Raw genomic sequence first — 24,473 nt, 5'->3', positions numbered from 1 at the left:
CAAATTATTTTAATTTAACAATTGTTACTCCTGCTCCACCTTCTCCATATTGACCACCTCTTTGTGATTTTACATGTCTATTTCTTCTTAAAATATCTTGTAGCCCTGCTTTTAATACTCCTGTACCTATTCCATGTATTACTGTTACAGACTCTAAACCTGCCACATATGCATCATCAAGATATTTTTCTACTTCCATAATAGCTTCTTCTAAGTTTAATCCTCTAAGGTCAACTTCATTTTTTACACTACCAGATTTTGACCTTATAATGTTTCTCGTTGATTTAGTTACATTTGTTGAAACATCTTTTCGTGTTTTTTGTAAAGATTTAAAAGGTAGAGTCATCTTCATTATACCAATTTGTACAACTGCTTCCTTTCTCTTTTTATCCACTGAAACCACACTACCATTTTGATTTAAAGTTATTACCTTAACTTCTTCACCCGGCTTTAGGTCTTTTATCTCTTTATTTGAGACTTTTGGAACTATCATACTTTTTACTGTTGGTTGAAGACTTCCCATAGAACTAGTCAATTCTTTTCTAAGTTCTTCTATCTTACGATTCTTTTCTTTTGAAGCTCTTTCTTGTTCGAGACTTCTAAGTTCCTTTATTATGATGTCTACTTCTTCTTTAGCTTGTCTTATAATTGAAAATGCTTCTGATTTAGCTTTTTCAATCATCTTATCTCTTTGACTAACCAATTTCTCAAGCTTTTCATCATACTCTACTTTCAGCCTTTCAATCTCCTCTTTTAATCTTTCAGCTTCTTCTCTGTCTTCTACTGCTTTGATTCTATTTTTTTCAACATTCTGTAAAACATCTTCTAAAGCTATGTTCTCTGTATTTATATATTCTTTAGCACGTGAAATTACATAGTCACTTAGCCCAAGTTTTCTAGAAATCTCAAATGCATTTGATTTTCCAGGAACGCCTATAAGCAGTTTATATGTTGGACTTAAAGTTTCTATATCAAATTCAACTGCTGCATTTTCTACACCTGATTTAGTAAGAGCATAGTTTTTAAGCTCACTATAGTGAGTAGTTGCTATACATTTAGCTCCTACAGAATTTATATCTTCTAATACTGCTATCGCAAGGGCAGCTCCCTCAACAGGGTCTGTTCCTGCTCCTAACTCGTCAAATATAACTAAAGAGTCTGCTGTTACGCTTTGTAATATTGATACTATATTCGTCATATGAGATGAAAATGTTGATAGACTCTGCTCAATACTTTGTTCATCTCCTATATCTGCAAATACATTATCATATACACACATACTACTTCCATAATCAGCAGGTATATGAAGTCCACTTTGTGTCATAAGTGCAAATAGACCTACAGTTTTTATTGTAACAGTCTTACCACCTGTGTTTGGACCTGTTATAACCAATGTGTGGAAGTCTCTTCCTAAATAAATCGTATTTGCTACTACCTTTTTCTTATCCAACAATGGATGTCTTCCATTTTTTATGTTTAAATATTTATCTTCATTTAAAGTTGGTTCTATTCCTCTCATTTGTATAGAAAGTTTTCCTTTTGAAAATGCAAAGTCCAACCTTCCAAGTATCTCTTGATTAGAAATTAGGTCTTCACTCACTTCTCCAACCATAGCAGAAAGCTCTGATAAAATTCTTTCTATTTCCTCTTGCTCCCCTAGTTTCAACTGTCTCAACTCATTGTTCATCTCTACTATAGTCATTGGTTCTATAAAAAGTGTTGCACCAGAAGATGACTGGTCATGAACTATACCAGCTACTTGTGACCTATATTCAGATTTTACAGGTACTACAAATCTATCACCTCTTAAAGAAATTATTGCATCTTGTAAGTATTTTTGATAAGTAGTTGAACTTATTATTGAATTTAGTTTTGACCTAATGGATTGATTTTTTTGGGCTATTCTTCTTCTGATATCTCTAAGTGTACTTGAAGCATTGTCAGATATTTCTACTTCACTAATTATAGCATTGTATATCTGGTCTTCTATGTCCTTATACACATATAGAGAATTTGATAGAGATTGTATTATTGGATAATTGAAATCTTCTTTATCACTGCTAGATAAACTATTTTTTAATCTTCTAGCCACTCTTAAAGTATCTGCTATCATAATTAGACTTCCTGGGTCAAGGGATGCACCTATATAAGCTCTCTTTACCTTGTCTTCTATATCATGAATACCTTCCAAACCTACTGAACCTCTTTTTATAATAATTGATTGAGCTTCACTAGTTTCTTCTAGCATAGATTTTACTTCTACAAAATCAGTGTTTGGGACTAAATTTTCTATATATTTTAGACCTAAAGAAGATGAGGCTTTCTTCTTTAACAAGTCTATTATTTTATTGTATTCTAAAACTCTTAACGATTTCTCATTCATTTTCTATATTCACCATCCTCGATATTTTAACCTTTTTATTTAATTTTAAAAATGTATGATTTCAAGCATTTCCAATCAAAACTGCAAGTTTTATTTCTTTTTCATTTTTAAAATTATTATATTTTTTCTCTTTTAGATATATTTTACACATATTTTGTATTATACTATGTATGTAGCTATCTATATATTATACATAAACATGCTTTATTTGTAATATAATCTGTTAAAAAAATCTTCTTTAATATTTTTAAAGGAGTTTATTTTAGCTTATTTTAAGCATAGCTACTTATATAAATAAATTAAGGAGGAACATGAGTCATGGGAAACGTATTAGAAGGATTAAAACCAGAAAGTGTTTTTAAAAACTTTGAGAAAATATCTCAAATTCCTAGAGGTTCTGGAAATGAAAAGGGCATAAGTGATTTTTTACTTAGCTTTGGTAAAAATTTAGGTCTTGAAACTATTCAAGACGAAAGCTTAAACATAATAATAAGAAAGCCTGCTACAAAAGGATATGAAAATTGTCCAGGTGTAGTTCTTCAAGGACATATGGATATGGTTTGCGAAAAAGAAAAGAATGTTGAACATGATTTTCTTAAAGACCCTATAAAATTAAGAATTGACGGTGACATGATATATGCTACTGGAACTACTCTAGGAGCTGACAATGGTATAGCTGTTGCTATGGGTATGGCTATATTAGAAGACAACACTTTAGAACATCCTTCACTAGAAGTTTTAGTTACTGTTAATGAAGAAGATGGTATGAATGGTGCAGATGCACTAGACCCTAACTTAATTAAAGGTCAATACATCCTAAATATGGACTCCGAGGAAGAAGGATACTTATTAGTTAGTTGTGCTGGTGGTAAAACTTGTGTTGTTAGCTTACCTGTTGAATACAAAGAAGTTGAAGGTGACAAGCAAGGATTATTAGTTGAGGTTACTGGACTATTAGGCGGACACTCTGGTATGGAAATTGTTTTACAAAGAGCAAACGCTAACAAAGCAATAGCTAGAGTATTAAGTGTGTTAGATGTTGATTATGAATTATCTTCTGTTGATGGTGGTACTAAGCACAATGCTATACCTCGTGAAGCTAAGTGTGTAATAGCTGTTAATAAAGCTGATGTTGAGTCTGCTAAAAAACAAATAAATGACATTTTAACTGCATTTAAACATGAGTTTACTACTTCTGACCCTGGTATGACTTATTCAATAGCTGAAACTTCTGTAGACAAAGTTCTTACTAAAGATTGTAAAGAAAAAGTTGTTCAAATGTCTTGCTTAACTCCTCATGGAGTTCAATCAGTAAGCCTTGATATAGAAGGATTAGTTGAAAGTTCTACTAATTTCGCTATAATTGAAACTAAAGAATCTACTATTGAATTCTTAACTTCTGTTAGAAGTTCTGTTATGTCTATTAGAGATGAAATCGCCGATAGAATAAAACTTTTAGCTCAAGCTTTGGGTGCTAATTACGACCTTATAGCTCAATACCCAGCTTGGGAATTCAAAAAAGGCTCAAAACTAGAAAAAATATGCAGTGAAACTTATGAGAAATTAACTGGTAAAGTTCCTACTGTTATGGCTCTACATGCTGGTCTTGAGTGTGGATTATTACTTGATAAACTTCCTCATGCTGAAGCTATCTCTATAGGACCAGATATGTTTGATGTTCATACTCCAAATGAACATGTTAGTATCCCTTCTGTAGCTAATGTTTGGGATTATGTTATTGAAATATTAAAATCTATGAAGCAATATTAAATTTAAGATTTGATTCTAAATAGACTTTAATTTTAAGTAAATCTATATAAAATTAACACAATTAATACTAGTGTTGGTATAACATTTAATGTTAGTATTAATTTATAGAAATAAAGCCTAATGATAAGTAATAACATGTATCATTAGGCTTTATTGTAATTTAAATATTATTAAGCTTTACTCTGTTTTAAAATTAATTCTTATACTATTTTAAATCTATTTCTTCCTTGTCTCTTAGAATCGTAAAGAGCATTATCTGCTATTTGATATAGTTCATCATATTCTTGACCACGTTTTGTTATAACTACTCCCATACTAATCGATAAACTTTTTCCGTTCGGCAATTTAATAAGATGAATCTGATTGTAAACATCATTACATTTATTAATAAGTTTTTCCTTATTTATTATATCCTTGATATAAACACTAAATTCATCTCCACCTAAACGACCTACAATATCATCTTTTGCAAAACTTTCGTTAAGTACCTTTGCAACATCAACCAGTACTTTATCTCCTACCAAGTGTCCATAAGTATCATTAATTGACTTAAAATAATCAATATCTACAATCAATAAAGCTCCGTTTTTTTCAGTTGATAAATTCAATAAATTTTTTGTAGTTAATTTTCTAATATATGCTGCATTATAAATATTTGTTAAACTATCCCTTTGAACCTTATCCAACAATCTATTTTTTTCCTCTTTTTCAGAATCAATATTAGCTATTTTCCCAATTACATACACTGGTATATTTCTGTCATTATAAATTATTTTTGAAGTAATTCTAATCCAATGAAAAGTATCATCAAACATAATAGAATACATTTCAGTTGTTCCATTTTCTTGTGATTTTATTATATCAAAAAACTTTTTATTATATTCTCTTCTTATTTCATCTTTTTTATTTGTTATATTATCATTTTCATTTACACCATAATATGTCTCAATACCCTTTTCTGGCATAGAAATTATCAATTTATCTTTCTTATAATCATACTCAAAAAAGTATTCGCTTACCATTTCATACAACTGAACATGTTTTTTGAGTTCCAAAGATATTTTTTCATTCATAGTTGTACGAGTATGTAAACCAAATGCCATAAATCCAATGATACAAAGCAATAAACTGGCTACAATAAAAACAGTCTCAATTGGATTTTGTTGCATAATATAAGTCAGTGAGAAATCTTGTCTATATGTAGTATTTTGGTAAACAATAGATTGCATTTTTTCTGATGAAATACTTATAATGGCTTTATTAAATATACTCAATAATTCTTGCTTGTCTTTTTTAGTTATCCCAAAGCAAATACTCTGTGCTTTATATGTCTGAGGAACTAGACGCACATTTTTATACTTAGGCTGATTCATATAATACTGCATAGAATAACCTTCACCATAAGTATAATCTACATATCCTTTATTAACAGCTTCTATACACTCTTCTAAAGTATCATACCATACAACATCCTCTTTAAAATTACCATCATAATTAATACCCTTAGTTAGAGCTATACGCTTTCCATCTAAACTATTCTCATTTAATTTATTATTAATCATCATAGCATATTGGGTGGAAACAAATGGTCGAGACATAGATATATTATGTTCACGAGAGTATTCATAATCATAAATCATTCCTGCTACAATATCAATTTCATGATTTTTGGTCATTCTTTCCAAATCTTCTTGGGATTTTACAGACACAAGTTCAAATTCCAATCCGGTTAAATCACATATGTGATTTAATAAATCAATTGATATACCTTTTAATTCACCTGTATCTTTATCTATATTCTGAAATGGTGGTTTATTTAAAAGTACTCCCACCTTTAATTTATCTGTATCTTTAATGTATTTAGTTTCTTCATCAGATAAAAACATCTGATTATTCTCTGGTGTAAAGTATTTTTCATATAAAGTAGTTGAAAAATATGGGTCCTTCTGTTCAATATTATTAATTGCCGAATTGAGTCTTTGAGTTAAGTCTGTACTACCTTTAGGAGTAATGAAATAAAATGGTTTTGGTGAGAATTTTGCTATAGTACGTACACCTTCCATAGGGTTCATACTCACATTAAGAAGTACATCTGCTTTACCATTCTTTAGTGCTTCTAATTGTTCATCACTCGTCTTACAGTATACCAACTCAGGTGACATCAAATTCATCTTACAATACTCATCTAACTCCTTAAGCCTAGTATTAGAATTTTCTATTACAGCAATACGAATTTTTTTCACGTTTTGTGAACTCATTATATTATCAATCTCTGTATTTTCATATAATGCTTGTAGCACTGTATTTACTATTCCATAACTATTCCCTGCATAATTATACATTTTTTGCAATGGCTCATTGTGTAACATACCTCCCATTATATCAATTTCACCATTTTCTAACATCTTCATTAATTTTGTAATAGATTCATTTATATCTCCAGGAACTTGAACAAATTCATAATTCCATCCAGTATACTGTGCAATTTCTAGTAAATATTCATATGTATATCCAGAATAGTTACCTTGCTCATCTATTTCAGTTAGACCTTTTTGAACAGGATAAGCAACCCGAATGGTACGATTATTATTACCTATAGCATTAATACTAAAAGAAAATATGTAAGAAGTGAATATAGATGTAATTACAATAATTAATAAAAGCAATTTTTTTAAATTCACTACACAATCCGTTGCCAAAACCTTGTAAAACTCTATCTTTAAGTTTTAAATCTTTCTTAATACTTCAACATTGACTACAAGTCTTTGATGATGGATAAAGTCTCCTAAATTCATAAAAACATTGTTTAGCTATCGCTTTAGATAAATGTTTGTTTTTCATCATACCACTAAATCTTCTATAACAACTCTGTATGGTTTGGCTTTCACTATACTTGTTGTAGTTTGATGAAGATAGTTATTTAGTCAATCTTCTGTGTATTTATTGTATCTGTTTTTCAAGTTTTACAATATTTTTAGTTTTGACATACTCCTTTCCTTTTTTATTTTTTCATACTTTCTACTTACTTTTTTCTATAATCTTTTTAACCTTTTTTCTGTTTTTCTAACTATATAAGTTTTATTAGTATTCTTATACACTATACCATTAGAGCATACTGCAAGGTCTTTTAGTCCAAAATCAACTCCTGATGTGGTTTTAATACACTTTTTTTATCCCAATCTCTTAACATCTGAGTTGTTTTTTCAATAAGCTTTGAAAATTTTCCTACAGAACAATATTTCATCTATCTCACCTCTTAAAATTATTATACTACAAATAATATAATAATTTAACAAAGTTTTATATAGTCATATTAATAGTTATTCAACCTCCATAATTTTACAAATTATAGCGAAGTTTAAGCCCTATACTGTCTCAAATTTAGCAGTATTTCTATTTACAGTTCTTTTATATTTCACATCTGGATAGCCTAATATAAATGAAGTTATAACTGCTTCATTCTCACTCATTCCTAATAGTTCCTTTATCTTTGGTTCTACATTTGATGCCATAACAAAAAATCCAATATAGCACATTCCCAATCCTTGAGAATAGGTCATAAGTTCCATATTAGATGCAGCCAATCCTCCATCTACATATGCACTTGCACCTAGGGACACGTCACCTACAACTACCATAAGTAGTGGGGCATCATAAAATAGAGAATCAATTCCTTTCTCTTTATATCCTTTGTACATTCTCTTAAATGTATTTTTATACATAGAACGTACAGGGTCGCTGTCATCAGTATCTAGTGCTAAATTATAAAGACCTTCTATAGCTAGTTCTTTTACTTCTTTTAGTTTTTCTTTTACTAATATGTATCTTATAGGCTGTCTATTTCCACCTGTTGGTGTGTATCTACCAGCTTCCACTATGTTTTTTATTTTTTCTTCTTCTACATCTATGCCTTTATACTGTCTTATACTTCTTCTAAATTTGATGAAATTCAATAACTTTTCAGGTTCTAATTCAAAACTTTCACGATTATATTCTATTACCTCATTTTTATTAAATCCCTGCATTTCTATTGCATCTGTTGGACAAATTGCCATGCAGTGACCACAGTTAATACAGAGAATATTTTTTACCCTTACTTTATCATCCTTAACTTTTATTGCATTTACAAGGCAGTCTGATTCACACGTACCACAGCCTACACATTTTTCTAAATTTATATCTATCATTCCAAATTATTCCTCCATTTAAAAAATTTACTTTAGTATAAAACAAATAATTATCTAAGTCAATTTTTATTTTTTCAATAATATATTGGCTTTAACTACAATTTAATTAAGAAATCTATATATAAATTAGAACTTCTCCAAAATTAAAGATAAGAAAAAATAGTGGTGTCAATAACCACTATTTCCCCAGCTATTATTGTTTATCTTAATATTATATCAATCAATTTAATTAACCTTAAATTACATTCTTAAGTTGTATCTTTAAACTATGTTCTGAAATGTATCTTTAAACTGCATCTTAATTAATCTAAGAAGTTTACACTATAATCTTTCAGTTTCCCATTATCATATACTATCTTTGCACTAAAAACATTTCCAGTCTTAGCCCAATTTAAAAACAACCTGTCACCTTCCCACATATTTAAGTCAAATATTTTGTCATTATCAACCCAAATCAGTTTTCCTTCTTTACAATCATCTAAACTTTTTTCAGACAATTCTCCTTCAAATTCATCCGAAAAATACAAAAACATATACCAATCTTCTTCTTCTTTAAATTTTGGAAAAGTTATCAACCCTTTATATGACAATGATTTAAGAATAAGACCAGTCTCTTCTTTAACTTCCCTGATTACACATTCTTCTGGAGTTTCTCCTTGCTCAAACTTTCCTCCAACTCCTACATACTTACCTTCATGTACGTCATCTTTCTTTTTATTCCTGTACAACATCAAAGTCTTGTCATCTTTTTCTATATAACAAATAGTCGTAAGTTTCATATATCTTACCTTACTTTCTCTTTATATTTTCAGCTAATTATTTTCAGCACTTTCAAGCACATCACTTATATTCTTCATTGCATTAAGAGAAATCTCTGCAAATTCATCAAATGGAATCCCTATGTCTTCTATACTTCTCATTGCATCTCTATTTACATTTGAAGCAAATCTTGTTTCTTTCATTCTTTTGATTACAGACTTCGTCTTTACACTAGTAAGTTTTTTATCTGGATAAACTAAAGCTATAGCAGTTATAAACCCAGTTATAGGGTCTGCTGCATATATTGCTTTTTCCATTAGACTAGTTCTTGTAACCCCCATTCCATCATGATGACCAAGTATTGCTCTATACATCTCTTCATCACCGAAGTTTTCTTTTTTAAGCAGTTCTACTGTCGTTGTAGCATGCCCTTCACAGATTTCTCCTGGCTTTCTTCCAACTATATCTGAATCCAAATCATGTAAAAGACCTGCAACTGCCCACTCTTCTTCTTTCTCTGGCTCTAATCTTTTGGCTAATTCTCTCATAACTGCTTCAACAGCATAGCAGTGTTTTCTCATTCTATCAGTTTCTAAATACTTAAATAAAATTTCTAAAGCCTCTTCTCTCATTTTCACTAATCCCCCTGTTTTTCATATATACGATATTTTTATATATCAATACACATAAATTCAAGTTTTTTTATATATTTATGCATATTTTTCATGTTATATCTATTCTACACCTTTATAGTAGTGTCCTGCAACTGTTCCAATTTCGTCTAGTTGCTTATACAAGTCTGTAGCTTTTTTCCCAAGTTTATAATTATTGCTTAAGACCTCAATATGAGCTTCAATAACCTTTTTAACCATCTCACTATCTTCCACTGTAAAATCTATTCTAAATACATCTATTCCTATTTCTTCTAACTCATATAGATTGTCCAACATGCAAGTAACCTTTGAATTGTAAATTGTACTTCTACAGAATATATCTTGTGTTATCCTATAACTTGCATCTGTAAAATCTCTCAAAGCATAACTACTTTCCTTACATTTAGCAACTCTCTTATCCTTTTTACAATCTCTAACAACAACTCCCATAGGACAATATTCTGTAACCATCATAGGAGTATATCCATATATTACTGCTTCAATTTCTACATCTGTATATTTTAAAGTTTGCTTAATTTCATTTAAGTTTAGTTCTTGTGACAAACAAACTGTACTTGCTCCCTCATCTTTGAAGTGATTTATGCTTTCACTGTTAAATGCATTTAAATAGAAATCTATATTTAAATCTTTTTCTTTAAAAAATTCCATACAACCCCAATTACCAGCTTGAACATTATCGATTCCTTTTATATTATCTAATATCTCAAATTGCTTGTACTCTTTATTTCTGACAATCCTTGGTGCTGAATACATTAATTTCTTGTTAGTGACTCCCGTATTAGAATTATTTTCATTCAAAGTATCTATGTTATTTGAACTCATTGATTCTTTAGAAATACTTGAAGACGTAAAAATATCTGAATCCATAGAAGTACTTGAATCCGCAGAAATACTTGAATCTATAGAAGTACTTGAATCCATAGAAGCACTTGAGTCTGCAGAAATACTTGAATCTATAGAAGTACTTGAATCCATAGAAGTACTTGAATCCATAGAAATACTTGAGAGCATTTGTAAAGCTTTTGATAATGTACTTATATCTTCATAATAAATTAAATCCACGTCATATTTTAATACTGCTTCTAATTGCTCCAAATTCTTAACTTTAACTCTAATTTTAGGAACTGTATTAAGTTCTTTCTGTTTATTTGTTCTAACTGGTTGATATTTTAATCTATTCTTCTTAAACTTTCTATCTTTTATCTTTATTCTTTCTTCATCTAAAAGCTCAATACAATCTCTTCTCATTTGATTTAACACGCTTATAGGCATGCTTACACCTTCATCCAAATCAATTTCTATCTCTTTTAATTTATAAGGTGTATTTCCAAGCTTTTGAATTTGTGCTTCTATTTTTTCTTTATTTAAAGCTACTTTTATGGCTTTTTCAACTATCCTTTCTCCCTCTACAGTCGATTTATTTCCACAAAAATCACTTATAGAAAGTACTGGTTTTTTACCTAGTTTAATACTCACTTTTGCACTTATATTAGTTTTTATAAATTCTTTATCTTGTTGGAATGTAGCTTGTACCCTATCTATTAATTCGCTATCAGAAGTTTTAAATATAAGTTGATTTCTTTTGGCTTCTCCAACAAAATCTAATTCTATCAAATCCCCTTTATGTGCTATTGTAATTATCTCTCCATTTTTTATTATCCTTCCAATAGTACCTCCACCTAGGTTTATTCCATCACCTTTTTTAAGGGTATTTTCCAGCATTACTCTAAGTCTTTTGTTTTTTCTATTATAATCCAAAACTTTTCCAATATATAACCCTTGATTATTAGGTCTATTAGAATTCATTATATCCTTACCAACTTCACCTAAGATATATCCTTTTGTAAACTTTCTGTTGAATATAGTATACAAATTATTTATTATTTCCTCAGAAATACTTATTTTATGCTTATCCATAAATTCATTAATCGCTTCCCTATATCCCGAAACCACAGTAGCTACATATTCTGGCTTTTTCATTCTTCCTTCAATTTTTAGAGACAATACACCTGCTTCAATTATTTTATCCAAATCTTCTATAGTACTTAAATCTCTGGGACTCAACAAATAATTTCCATCACTCTTTACCATTTCCCCTGTATTTATATCTATCAACTCGTACTTTTGTCTACATGGCTGTGCACATCTGCCTCTGTTTCCAGACCTATTTCCTATCATACTACTCATGAGGCATTGACCTGAGTAACACACACATAAGGCTCCATGTACAAAAACTTCTATATCTACAGTTGTATTTTCACAAATCCATTTTATCTCATCAACATTCAGCTCTCTAGCTAAAACAACTCTATCAAATCCTACACTTTGAAGATACTTCACATCTTCTAATGAATGTGCTACCATTTGAGTACTTGCATGTAGTTCAAAGTCAGGTAATAGTTTTTTTATAAGTCTTGCCATTCCTATATCTTGTACTATTAAAGCATCAATATCTATATCATATAAAAACTTTACATACTCTACAAAATCTTCTATCTCATACTGTTTTATCAATGTATTTACAGTAACAAAGACTTGAACTCCCCTTATATGAGAGTATTTAACAGCCTCAATCAACTCATTTCTATCAAAGTTATTTGCAGATGCTCTGGCACTAAAGTCTTTACCACCTAAATACACAGCATTTGCTCCATTTTGTACGGCTGCTTTTAATGAATCAAAAGAGCCGACTGGTGCAAGTAATTCTATCTTTTTCATATTTTTCTCCTCTATTTATACTTGTTAGGTTAATATAACTATATCTATAACTCAAATATTTATATTAAATATATATTACTTATTCTATTTAAAATACATCAATTAGCTTATACATTACTTATTTATACTTGTACTTGATGCATTTTAGCTAACATATATAGTACTTACCATATTTAGGGTGTTTCTATTAACTTGTACATTACTTACTATATTTTAAATACTTCAATTAACTTATACACTTATTACCATATTTTAGATATTTCAATTAATTTATACACTACTTACTATACTTAAAATACTTCTGCTAACTTATACACTTATTGCCATATTTTAAATACTTCAATTAACTTATACACTACTTACTATACTTAAAATGCTTTAATTAACTTATACATTTATTACTATATTTTAATTAATCAAATAACTTGTATAATATTTACTATATATAAAGTATATCAAATAATGACTTCTTTTTTTGTCAATTTGCAGAAAGTCAATTTTCATTAAATGAATTCTCTTTATTAATAAACATAATTCCAAAAACCACTGCCAAAACAAAGAAACATATCAGTATTGATTTTTCTACAAAAATTTTTGTAAAAAAGCTTCCTAAAATAGCTCCAAATATAAAGAATATAATAATAGCATAATACTGCAAACTCTTTTTTATCATAAAAATATTCTTAGTCTGTATATAATGAAATAAGGTTTCTGTGGCACTTCTTAAATTTCCAGTACACATTGTTGTTGCAAAACTATTTCCATTTACTTTTCTAAAACTCTCCACCTGCATTGAGCAAATAAAAGAAATAGCAACATTTACAAACATATCAAATCTTCCTCTAGGAACAAATGAAACAATAAGTATTGTAATCATTTCAATTATAATGATAACCTGACGCCAATGAATCTTTACATTATTATTTGTAAAATACTTTCTTATCTTCTCTGCTATAAACACACCTAACATAAACGCCAAAATAGGAATCAAGTAATAAAACGACTCCTTTACATTACCTTCTGCTATATTAAGCCCAAATAAAACTATATTTCCAGTCTGTGCATTAGCAAAGACCTTTCCTCTTACTACATAAGTATAAATATCTAAAAATCCTCCTGTTATTGCCAATAAAGAACATAAAAAGAATGATTCAGACATCTGACTCTTGCTTGTCATACATAAACCTCTCGCTTTCTAATAATAGATACAAACTCAACCTCCCATGACTAAAGTCACAAGTGTGCGTAGCTATTTTTAATCAAAATTATTTTAGATACCACTTTTCATTAACATATAAAAATTATTTATATTTATATATTATCTATATTTATGTATTATCTATATTTATGTATTATCTATATTTATATATTATCTATATTCATACATTATTTATATTTATACACCATTTATATTTATACACCATTTATATTTATACATTAAAAGAAGCTGTCTCAAAAAACAAGAGAGACAGCAAATCTTTTAATTTATTCCACGTTTTTTACATCATTATTTAACCCTGTACATTTTAGCTGTAAATCATAAGCTTTGTTTTGAAACTCAGAAGCTAGGTTTTCAGCTATAGTAGCTCTTTCATTTGCTTCTTCAAGTTGAGCACTTAACTCCTCAATCTTGTTTTTATAAGCATCTAACTCGGCTCTAGAACCTTCTGTCGTATTACTAAGTTCGAATATTTCTTGCTTTTTATTTTCTATAATCTCAATTAACTCTTTCATCTTAGCCTCAGCTTCACGATTTTCTGCTTCTTTTTCTGCTATAGTAAGCTTTAAAGACTTGATTTCTAATTGAAGCTCTTCATTAGATGCTCCAACCTTCTTACTCAATTCTTCATTAGCTTTAATCAACTTCTCATTCTCATCTGAACATTCAAATAAAAGGTCTGATATATTTAATGCAGTTAATATTGCAGCAACTGATAAGCTTAATTTCGGGTTTTGACGTGTTATTTTATCCATTTCTTTGTCTACAAAATCAGCAATACTAATCATAAACTTCTCTGATTTGTCTCCAACCATTGGATATTCAGCGCCATGGATTTTAACCATTACTTTGTTCATCCTAACCTCCCCGACATTAGTTGTTAATTTGATCTTAAGTTAGCATTCAATTTTTCGCTTAATTCACTTAATATCTTATCATGCACCTTAGCTACATCTTCATCTGTCAAAGTTTTATCCTTACTTCTATAAGTTATTGAATATGCAATTGACTTGTATCCAGCTTCTATTTGAGAACCTTTATAAACGTCAAATAACTTGTAGCTTTCTACTAATCCTTGACCATTTTCCTTTATTATATCTTCTATTTGTTTTACAAATACATCATCTTTAACAATAAGAGCTATATCTCTTGATGTAGATGGATATTTTGGTAATGGTACGTAATTCTTTGTTCTATCAGAATTATCAAATACAAAGTCAATATCTATTTCAGCGACATAAACTCTTTGACCTAGATTGTAGTTTTCTATAACATCTGGATGCAATTCACCTAATGTACCTACATATTTATTATTATATACTATTTTAGCACATCTACCAGGGTGGAAGGTAGTATTATTATCTTGAGGTTCAATTTCATAACCTTTAAATCCGACATTTACAAGTATAGTTTCTATAGCTCCCTTTAGTGCAAAGAAATCAACATCTTTACCGTACATACCTATACACATTCTATTTTCTTCCTTAGGCAATTCTGAATCTTGTGGTATAAATATATGCCCACACTCAAAAGCATATACTTCTTCTATTTTATGAGATATATTAGTTGATAAAACATCTAACATATTTGGTATTAAAGTGGTTCTCATTACAGAAGTTTCTTCTCCTAATGGGTTAAGTAATTTAACAAAGTTTCTCTTAGCATTACCTTCTGGTACTCTTATTTTGTCTACTCCCTTAGGGCTTACAAATGAATATGTTAATATTTCGTTTAACCCTACAGCAGTTGAATTATCTTTTAAAGCTTCCATGAATTTTTGTCTTGAAGTTTTAATTCCTGCTGTTGTATTTCCTTCTAATTGTACAGAAGGTATATTTTCAAATCCATAGATTCTAGCTATTTCTTCCCATACGTCAGCTTCTTGCTCCATGTCTGTTCTAAAGCTCGGTACATCTATTTCTAATTTATTATCAGCTACTAAATTACATTTAAATTCTAATGATTCTAAAATTCCTACAAACTGCTCCATTGGTACATCTACACCTAAAAGCTTGTTAATTCTTTGAGGATTTACTACTAACTTTTTAGGTTCTGGCTTATTTGGATAAACATCCACAATACCTTTTAAAACTTTTCCTGCTCCTAACATTTCAACAAGTTGTACAGCTCTATTTGCTGCTATCTCTGCAAGATTAGGGTCTAAGTCTTTTTCATTTCTTGAAGATGCCTCTGACCTAATTCCAACTTTTTTAGCTGTCATTCTTATATTTTCTGGTTTAAAATTGGCACTTTCAAAAAGTACAGTCTTTGTATTATCAGTTATTTCTGAATTAGCACCACCCATTACACCAGCTAAACCAAGTGATTTTTCTCCATTTGTTATGACTAGCATATCTTTGTCTAATGTTCTCTCAACATCATCTAATGTCACAAGTTTCTCTCCATCTTTAGCAGTTCTTACTACTATTCTTCCAGTCTCTACTTGATTTATATCAAAGGCATGAAGTGGTTGACCAAGCTCTAGCATTACGAAGTTTGTTATATCAACTATGTTACTTATAGGTCTTACACCTGCTTCTGTAAGTCTTCTTTGCATCCAATATGGAGAAGGTTCTATTTTTACATCTGTAACCATTCTAGCAACATATCTTCTACATAAATCTGGATTGTCTATTTCAACTTTGAAGTCTATCTCTTCATCACTTTCTTTTACTTCGATTTCAGGATATTTTACTTTTGTTCCTATAGTTGCAGCTGCTTCTCTAGCTATACCTATCATACATTTACAATCAGGTCTGTTTGAAGTTAATTCAAAGTCTATTAAAGCATCATTTAACCCTAAAACATCCTTTATATCTTTTCCTAATTCATAAGAATCTTCGTGGTCTAAAATATATATACCACCTCTTTTGTACTCTTCAATGTAATGTTCATCTATACCTAGTTCAGCTGCTGAACACATCATACCATCTGATAATTCACCTCTAAAATCAGTCTGTTTGATTTCAACTCCTCCAGGTAATTTAGAACCATTTACAGCTACTGGAATATAATCTCCTTCTGATATATTTGTAGCTCCTGTAACTATTTGAACAACTTTATCTCCAACATCTACTTTAGTTACAACCAACTTATCAGCATTTGGATGTTGTTTTATTTCTAAAATCTTTCCAACCAATATATTTTCTATTTCTTCACCATAATAATCTATTGTTTCAACTTTAGTCCCTGTCATTGTCATTTTATCAGCGAACTCTTTTACATCCATGTCTATATCAACATAGTCTCTAAGCCATTTTAAAGATACTAACATCTACATACCCTCCTAATTAAAATTGATTTAAGAATCTCATATCATTTTCGAATAATAATCTAATATCATCTATTTCGTATTTAAGCATTGCAAGTCTTTCAACCCCAACTCCAAATGCAAATCCGCTATAAACTTCTGGGTCTATTCCACAATTTCTAAGCACATTTGGATGAACCATACCTGAACCTAATATTTCTATCCAACCTTCATATTTACACATTGGGCAACCTTTACCACCACATTTGAAACAAGTAACATCAACCTCTGCACTTGGCTCTGTAAATGGGAAGTTGTGAGGTCTAAACTTAGTTTTGATATCAGAACCAAACAATTTTTCAACGAAGATATCCATAGTTCCTTTAAACTCTGCCATAGTGACATCTTTTCCAACAACAAGCCCTTCTATCTGATGGAACATTGGTGAGTGTGTAGCGTCTGGAGAATCTGACCTAAAGCATCTACCTGGTGCAATTACTTTTATTGGTAACTCTTGACTTCTCATAGTTCTTACTTGAACTGTAGATGTTTGAGTTCTAAGTAAAACATTATCATTGATATAGAATGTGTCGCTCATATCTCTTGATGGATGGTCTTTAGGAGCATTTAAAGCATCAAAGTTATTTTCTACTGTATCAACTTCTGGACCTTCTGCTATAGAGAATCCCATTCCGATAAATATATCTGTTACTTCATCTATAATTTGAGTTATTGGATGTCTCTTTCCAACCTTTAAAACTTTTCCTGGTTGAGTAACATCTATTACTTCTTCTTTTAATTTTCTTTCTTTTTCAATAGCATTTATTTCTTCTTTTTTAGAATTTATGCTAAGTTCAATATTTTCTCTTACCTCATTGGCAACCTTACCAACTACTGGTCTTTCTTCAGCAGACAATTTACCCATTTCTTTAAGTATTAAAGTTAGCTCACCTTTTTTTCCTAAGTACTTAACTCTTAAACTTTCTACACTTTCTATGCTTTGTGCCTCTTTTATTTCTGCCAAAGCTGCTTCACGTAAAGCAAGTAATTTTTCTTGCACACATATCACCCTTTCATTTTTTTGTATAAAAAAAGCCCCTCAATCCCTGTCTAGGGACGAAAGACTATAGTTTCGCGGTACCACCCTAGTAGTTTAACAATTTAAAAATCATCAAACCACCTCTAACAAACTTAACGCGTTTTTGACGTCAAAGCCTACTATAAAATTTCAGCTCTGTTACTCCAGAGGGAACTTCTCCTGACCTCTTAGAAAACACTCCCAGCCTAGGTGTTTATCTCTTTACTAAGTTTAATCAAAATACTTTCCTCTTTCATTGCATTTACAATATTATATTGTTTATTTTAGTATTATATCATTTCCATTTAAATTATGTGACTAATTTTAATATACATCTAATATATAATTAATTTAATTAGTTTTTTAATATAATATACATCTAATATATAAGCAACTCAATTAGTTTTTTAAGTATAATAAACATCTAATATATAAGCAACTCAATTAGTTTTTTAAATATAATACACAACTAGTATATAATTAACTCAATTAGTTTTTAGGTATAATACATATCTAATATATAAGCAACTTAATTAGTTTTTTAAGTATAATAAACATCTAGTATATAATTAACTCAATTAATTTTTTAAGTATAATACACATCTAGTATATAATTAACTCAATTAGTTTTTAAGTACAATACACATCTAATATATAAGCAACCCAATTAGTTTTTAAGTACAATACACATCTAGTATATAATCAGCTCAATTAGTTTTTAAGTATAATACACATCTAGTATATAATCAATTCAATTAGTTTCTTAAAATATATTGACTATTTTTGATACTCTACTATTTAATTCAAGATTATAACATGACATTATATTTATTACAATACATTAAATTAAGTATTTTTTTATTTCATACATCAGTATGGCAGAACTTATTGCAGCATTTAACGACTCAGCTTTACCATATATAGGTATCTTAACCAAAATATCAGACTTTGATACAAGTTCTTCATTTATTCCATTTGCTTCGTTTCCTATCACCAATGCTACTTTTAAACCATAATCTATTTTATCATAAAAATTATCTGTATTTAGGTAACTTGAAACTATATTAAAATCCAATGATTTAAGCATGTCCACAGTTTCATCTTGTGAAGCATTAATTATCTTCATATCAAAAATAGAACCCATAGTCGACCTAATTACTTTTGGGTTGTATATATCGACACATCCCTTTAGTGCTATTATGGCATCTACCCCAGCAGAATCAGCAGTTCTTATTATAGTGCCCATATTTCCTGGGTCTTGTATTCTGTCTAAAATCAATACAAATTTATCTTTTTTACTTATACTTTCTCTTAATTTTTTTTCCTTAAATGAAACTACACCTATTATTCCTTGAGTATTTTCTGTATCTACTAGTTCTTTAAAATTTTTATTTGTAGTCTTATATATCTTTGTGTTTTTTTTATCTAAATCTTCTAATAGTTTTACATGTTCCTTCTTATTTTCAAAGTCCTCATTGATAAATACATACTCAAGATTTGCCATACATTCAAGTGCAAGTACTACTATTCTGTAACCTTCTATTATGAACTTTGACTCTTTATTTCTGTTTTTTGATTTTAACAATGCTTTTGTATACTTTAATTTTTCATTATCCTTACTGTTTATATTTGTAATCATTTTATCTAAATGCTAATAAATGGTAAATTTTTATATTAGCACAACCTCCTTGCTCTATTTTTAATATAATTTCTCTTTATATAATCTTACATCTAAGTTCTACTTTTGATTAAATAAAAATAGTATCATATAACTATTCATAATTATATGATACTATCTACTTTCATTGCAATTAAATATATATTAAATAGTAAATTATCTTCTTCTAATTATCCCCTTATTTCCAGATGTTATTGCTGTTATACTAGTATTTTGACCGATTATAACTAGGATACTTCCAGCTATAAGTTCCTCATCTGGAGAAGGTGTAACATTTATATTTTTACCTGTTTTTATAGCAAGTACAGTTATCTCATACCTAGCTCTTAATTCAAGCTCTACAAGTGTCTTGCCAACCCAGCTATTTGGAGTTACGATTTCAACAATTGAATACTCTGGGTCAAGTTCAATATGGTCTAATATATTATCAGAAACTAAATTGTGTGCAACTCTTACTCCCATATCTCTTTCTGGGAACACAACTCTATCTGCACCAATTTTATAAAGTACTTTAGCTTGTAGCTCATCCTTTGCCTTACATATTATCAACTCTACACCCATTTCTTTGGCTATAAGAGTCGCCATTATAGATGCCCTTATATCAGAACCTATTGCAACTACTGCTACATCAAAGTTACCTAAACCTAATGACCTTAACGCTTGTTCATCAGTAACATCAACTATAAGTGAATGAGTTACCTTGTCGGATATACTTTGAACTGAATCTTCATTTTTGTCTATTGCCATTACTTGATGTCCTAAAAGATGCATAGTAGACGCAACTGAACTTCCAAATCTCCCACACCCAATGACTATATATTGCTTCATCTCGAAACTTCCTCCCTAACACACAATTTATTTATATTGCTATTTTATGCCTAACATCAATGAATTTTTATTACTACTTAGAAACTTAACCAACCATAATTCTACCTTCTGCATATCTGATTGGTTGGCTCTTTCTTCTACCTCCAGAAAGTATTGCCATAAATAAAGTAAGAGAACCAACTCTACCCATAAACATAAAGATTATTATTATAATCTTTCCTATAGCATTTAAGTTTGGAGTTCCAGCTAAACTTGACCCAACTGTAGCAAGTGCTGATGTAACCTCAAATGCTGATTGAACTAGTGTAAAATTAGGCTGAGTTATTGAAATAATCAGTGTTCCAAAAATAACTGCTGATATACTAATTACAAATATACCCAGAGATTTTTTTATAGTTGATGGAGCTAATCTTCTTTCAAAAGCTTCTATATCTGACTTTCCTGATAGAAAACTTCTAACTGTAATGATTAAAACGGCTAGTGTCGTTGTTTTTATACCTCCACCAGTTGATGCAGGTGATGCTCCAATAAACATCAAAATTATCATTATAAATACACTACTTTCTCGTAAAGTAGCTAAATCAAGCGTATTAAAACCAGCAGTTCTTGCAGTTACTGATTGAAATATTGCTGATAATAATTTTCCCTTTAAAGGCAAGTCTGCCATAGTGGCTTTTTGATTAAATTCTATAAGAAAAATAAATAATGCACCCACTAAAATAAGTGTCGCAGTTGAAAATAATACAACTTTAGAATGCACATTTAATTTTGAAAATCTTCTTTTTCTTACAATATCAAGTACAACAGGGAATCCTAACCCTCCAAGCACTATAAGTGCACAGACAGTCATTGATACTGTAAAGTTATTTACATAAGAATTTAACGATGTAAATGGTCCACTTACACTCCCCATCAAATCAAATCCGGCATTACAAAACGCAGATATTGCGTGAAATACACTATACCATATCCCTCTAGACAAACCAAATTGTGGAATAAAGACAGTTGATAAAACTAGTGCACCTATTCCCTCTATTGTTATGGTTATTATCAATACAAATCTTGTAAGTCTTACAAGACCCGATAAATCAGCTTGATTTAATGACTCTTGTATTAACAATCTTTCTCTTAGTTGTATTTTTTTTCGTGCCATAAGTGAAAACATTGTGGCTACGGTCATAAATCCAAGACCACCAATTTGTATCAATGTTATTATAACTATCTGTCCAAATAAACTCCAATAAGTTGCTGTATCTACCATAACTAGACCAGTAACACAAACCGCTGAAGTAGCCGTAAATAGAGCATTTAATAAGCCTATACTCTCTCCACTCTGTGATGCTATCGGGAGTGTTAACAACAATGCTCCAATTAAAATAATCGCAGCAAACCCAGATACCATTATTTGAGTAGGTCGCATTCCATCTGCATAGAGAATAAGTCTTCTAAGTATTGTTTTCAACTTTCTTTATACCTCCTTAACATAAAATCACTACTGTTAAGACCTTTAATTTGTTTATTTTTAGAGCTTTCCTCTAAATTATTATTCTATTATAGTATAAATATTATATAAAGACAATGATATGAACTTTTATAATTTCTATTTGAAATATTTTAAATTTATATATATGTCTTTTAATTTAAATTGCACCAAAAACATCTATATTTTTTACATATAATAGGTCTAAAACTATCATAGTTTTTACTATTTTGTACTTAAAATTTATTTATCATTTTACTAGTATAAATTTCATATACTTTTTTGAAGTTAAATTTTTTATATTATTTATAATTCTGTCTATACCTTATATGTTAAATTTTCTTAACATGCATTTTTTATATTTAATATAGTAAAATAATTAATAACTATATCCACGATTGGAGGATTTTTATGGTTAAACCCAAAAAGAAAATATTTGTTTCTCTACTTTTAATTGCAGTTTTTATTATATTTGCATCATACATAAGAAATTATACTAATGATACAAAAAAAGATTCTGCTAGAGGCACTATACCCTTTGAAAAAATGGAATATAAGCGTCCTAATGTAAAGTCAATCTGCGAAAATATTAACAAGTGCAACGACAAACTCTTAACATCTAAAACTGCTAAGGAACAGTTAAATTTATTTAATGAGGTTGATAAACTTTATCAAGATTTTTATAGTACACTTACTATAGCAAAAATTAGAAACAATGTAGATTCATCAGAAGAATTTTACTCTAAAGAATACAAGTATCTTATGAGTAAATCAGTAGATGTTGACATGTCATACAAAGACTTTCAAGATAGATTTGTAACTTCTAAATTCTCTAAAGAATTAGAAAAAGAACTTGGAAAAGATACATTTAATTACCTAAAGAACATTGGAAAACTTAATTCTAAAGAAGTTGAAGGCTTACTTAAGAAAGAACAAGACCTAGTTGTAAAGTACGAAGACTTGTTATCTAAGTCTACAGTATCAATAGATGGTATAGAAATAGACTTTGAAGAAGCCTTATCAAGACCAAATCTTAGCCCTGAAGAATATGTAAAAATTTATTCAGATTACTTAAAAAAATACAATCCTATCTTTGGCAACATATTTTTAGAACTTATACAGACAAGAACTGAAATAGCAAGTAAACGAGGATTTAAGAATTATATAGATTATGCCTATATGAACCTAAACAAAGACTATTCTCAAGAAGAAGCTAAAAAATTTAGACAAGATGTAAAAGATTACATAGTCCCATTATATAGAGAGATTTCATCTAAGCCTTCTGATTCTTCTATTTATATCAAAGTATATAAGAATCGCTCATTTAGGAAGTTTGATAAGGTACTTGAAGATATATCTCCAAAACTAAAAGAGAGCTTCGACTATATGAAAAAATATGACTTGTACGATTATTCTTCTGGAAAAAATAAATCGCCTGGAGGATATACTGCTTATATAAATAAGTACAAAGCACCTTTTTTATTTAATACATGGGACAATTCTTTTTTAGGTGTTACTAGTTTTGCTCATGAGTTTGGACATTTTTATAATTACTACAACAGCATTAATCTAAATAATAAGATACAACCAAGTATAGATATATGTGAAGTTCATTCAACCTCTTTAGAAATTCTATTTTACAAATATTTTGATGATTTTTTTGGTAAACAATCTGAAGCTATAAAAAAAGAACACTTGTTGATTGTTCTAAATACTATTATTGACGCTTGTCTTTATGATGAATTTCAAGAAATCATATACAAAAATCCATATATGAGTTTAAATGATATCAATAAATTATTTTTTGATTTAGAGGAAGAATATGGAGTATCCAATAATGTACTTAAAGAAAAGAATGCCCCATTTTGGATACTTGTATCTCATAACTTCCAAGTTCCTTTTTATTACTTGAGTTATGGTCTTGCCTCTGATGTATCACTTCAGATATGGCAACTGTCACAAGATGATTACAGAAAAGCGGTTGACGTATATATGGATTTTTTAAATCAAAATACTGACGCTGGATTTAAGGATGTGGTAGAAAAGGTGAATTTGCAATTACCCTTCCAAAATGGAAATTTGGAGGAAATAAGCTCTGCTTTATATGATTATTTTGGTATAGATAATCCACTTGAACTAAAAAATGCCTCTTAATTTCTAATACTTATTCTTAAGATTTAATATTAGCTTTCAACAAGTGATACCTTTTAAGAGTGTAATAAGTATAACTGTTGCAACTGCAATTATTAAAGGAAATTTCAATCAACTCATATATGCTTGTAAGTCTATTGCAATAATTATGAGGTGGATGCTTCTATGTTTAATATTTATCATATAGAACCTGCTAATGATAATAATTCTGATAATTTGGTAACAGAGGTATGTTTCCCAGTTAAAAAGAAGTAATTTTATCTTATACTTTAATTATATATAGATACTAACATAAATT

Annotated in this window: 15 protein-coding genes, 1 pseudogene and 1 other annotated feature; of the genes and pseudogenes, 2 read left to right on the top strand and 14 right to left on the bottom strand. The window is 29.4% G+C overall.

Annotated elements, in window-relative coordinates; all coding sequences use genetic code 11:
* Positions 1-4 precede the first annotated feature (4 nt).
* Positions 5-2,383: an endonuclease MutS2 gene (locus IR152_RS02830; protein ID WP_227450304.1), complete on the bottom strand. Its 2,379-nt coding sequence runs from the start codon at positions 2,381-2,383 to the stop codon at positions 5-7.
* A gap of 318 nt (positions 2,384-2,701) precedes the next feature.
* Between IR152_RS02830 and IR152_RS02825 the strand changes: the two genes are divergently transcribed.
* Positions 2,702-4,153, top strand: a complete 1,452-nt coding sequence (locus IR152_RS02825) for an aminoacyl-histidine dipeptidase (RefSeq protein WP_227450303.1) — start codon at positions 2,702-2,704, stop codon at positions 4,151-4,153.
* 200 nt (positions 4,154-4,353) lie between these two features.
* Here the strand turns inward: IR152_RS02825 and IR152_RS02820 are convergent, their stop codons facing one another.
* From IR152_RS02820 to IR152_RS02755, 13 genes and pseudogenes are all read right to left on the bottom strand, one after another.
* Entirely contained in the window at positions 4,354-6,834 is a 2,481-nt protein-coding gene (locus tag IR152_RS02820) for a diguanylate cyclase domain-containing protein (RefSeq protein ID WP_311315422.1), read from the bottom strand.
* 467 nt (positions 6,835-7,301) lie between these two features.
* A pseudogene (locus IR152_RS02810) lies at positions 7,302-7,397 on the bottom strand (IS607 family transposase); the annotation flags it as partial.
* A 121-nt stretch (positions 7,398-7,518) separates the two neighbouring features.
* A complete protein-coding gene (locus IR152_RS02805) occupies positions 7,519-8,340 on the bottom strand; it encodes a nitroreductase family protein (RefSeq protein ID WP_227450301.1) in 822 nt (273 codons plus the stop codon).
* Positions 8,341-8,642: 302 nt separating this feature from the next.
* Positions 8,643-9,119, bottom strand: coding sequence for an NUDIX hydrolase (locus IR152_RS02800; protein WP_227450300.1), 477 nt, complete (start codon positions 9,117-9,119; stop codon positions 8,643-8,645).
* Positions 9,120-9,152: 33 nt separating this feature from the next.
* Positions 9,153-9,731: an HD domain-containing protein gene (locus tag IR152_RS02795; protein WP_227450299.1), complete on the bottom strand. Its 579-nt coding sequence runs from the start codon at positions 9,729-9,731 to the stop codon at positions 9,153-9,155.
* Between the two features lie 102 nt (positions 9,732-9,833).
* Positions 9,834-12,491 (bottom strand): DUF3656 domain-containing U32 family peptidase, encoded by a 2,658-nt coding sequence (locus IR152_RS02790; protein WP_227450298.1) that lies wholly within the window; start codon positions 12,489-12,491, stop codon positions 9,834-9,836.
* 493 nt (positions 12,492-12,984) lie between these two features.
* On the bottom strand, positions 12,985-13,668 hold the full coding sequence (locus IR152_RS02785) for a YoaK family protein (RefSeq protein ID WP_227450297.1): 684 nt from the start codon (positions 13,666-13,668) through the stop codon (positions 12,985-12,987).
* A gap of 308 nt (positions 13,669-13,976) precedes the next feature.
* Positions 13,977-14,567, bottom strand: a complete 591-nt coding sequence (gene zapA, locus IR152_RS02780; protein WP_227450296.1) for a cell division protein ZapA — start codon at positions 14,565-14,567, stop codon at positions 13,977-13,979.
* A gap of 23 nt (positions 14,568-14,590) precedes the next feature.
* Positions 14,591-16,984 (bottom strand): phenylalanine--tRNA ligase subunit beta, encoded by a 2,394-nt coding sequence (pheT, locus tag IR152_RS02775; RefSeq protein ID WP_227450295.1) that lies wholly within the window; start codon positions 16,982-16,984, stop codon positions 14,591-14,593.
* 16 nt (positions 16,985-17,000) lie between these two features.
* Positions 17,001-18,020: a phenylalanine--tRNA ligase subunit alpha gene (gene pheS, locus IR152_RS02770; protein ID WP_227450294.1), complete on the bottom strand. Its 1,020-nt coding sequence runs from the start codon at positions 18,018-18,020 to the stop codon at positions 17,001-17,003.
* A gap of 49 nt (positions 18,021-18,069) precedes the next feature.
* Positions 18,070-18,304: a binding site (T-box leader), on the bottom strand.
* A gap of 575 nt (positions 18,305-18,879) precedes the next feature.
* Positions 18,880-19,677: a TrmH family RNA methyltransferase gene (locus IR152_RS02765; protein WP_227450293.1), complete on the bottom strand. Its 798-nt coding sequence runs from the start codon at positions 19,675-19,677 to the stop codon at positions 18,880-18,882.
* A 195-nt stretch (positions 19,678-19,872) separates the two neighbouring features.
* Entirely contained in the window at positions 19,873-20,544 is a 672-nt protein-coding gene (locus IR152_RS02760; RefSeq protein ID WP_054272644.1) for a potassium channel family protein, read from the bottom strand.
* 85 nt (positions 20,545-20,629) lie between these two features.
* Positions 20,630-22,006 carry a TrkH family potassium uptake protein gene (locus tag IR152_RS02755; protein WP_227450292.1) on the bottom strand — a complete coding sequence of 459 codons (1,377 nt, stop codon included), beginning with the start codon at positions 22,004-22,006 and terminating at the stop codon, positions 20,630-20,632.
* 429 nt (positions 22,007-22,435) lie between these two features.
* Between IR152_RS02755 and IR152_RS02750 the strand changes: the two genes are divergently transcribed.
* Positions 22,436-24,178: a peptidase M3 gene (locus IR152_RS02750; protein WP_227450291.1), complete on the top strand. Its 1,743-nt coding sequence runs from the start codon at positions 22,436-22,438 to the stop codon at positions 24,176-24,178.
* Positions 24,179-24,473 lie beyond the last annotated feature (295 nt).

This window comes from Clostridioides sp. ES-S-0108-01, from assembly GCF_020662285.1.
Taxonomy (GTDB): Bacteria; Bacillota; Clostridia; order Peptostreptococcales; family Peptostreptococcaceae; genus Clostridioides.
Note: the sequence above shows the minus strand (reverse complement) of the source record. Positions and strands in the feature narration are given on the sequence as shown.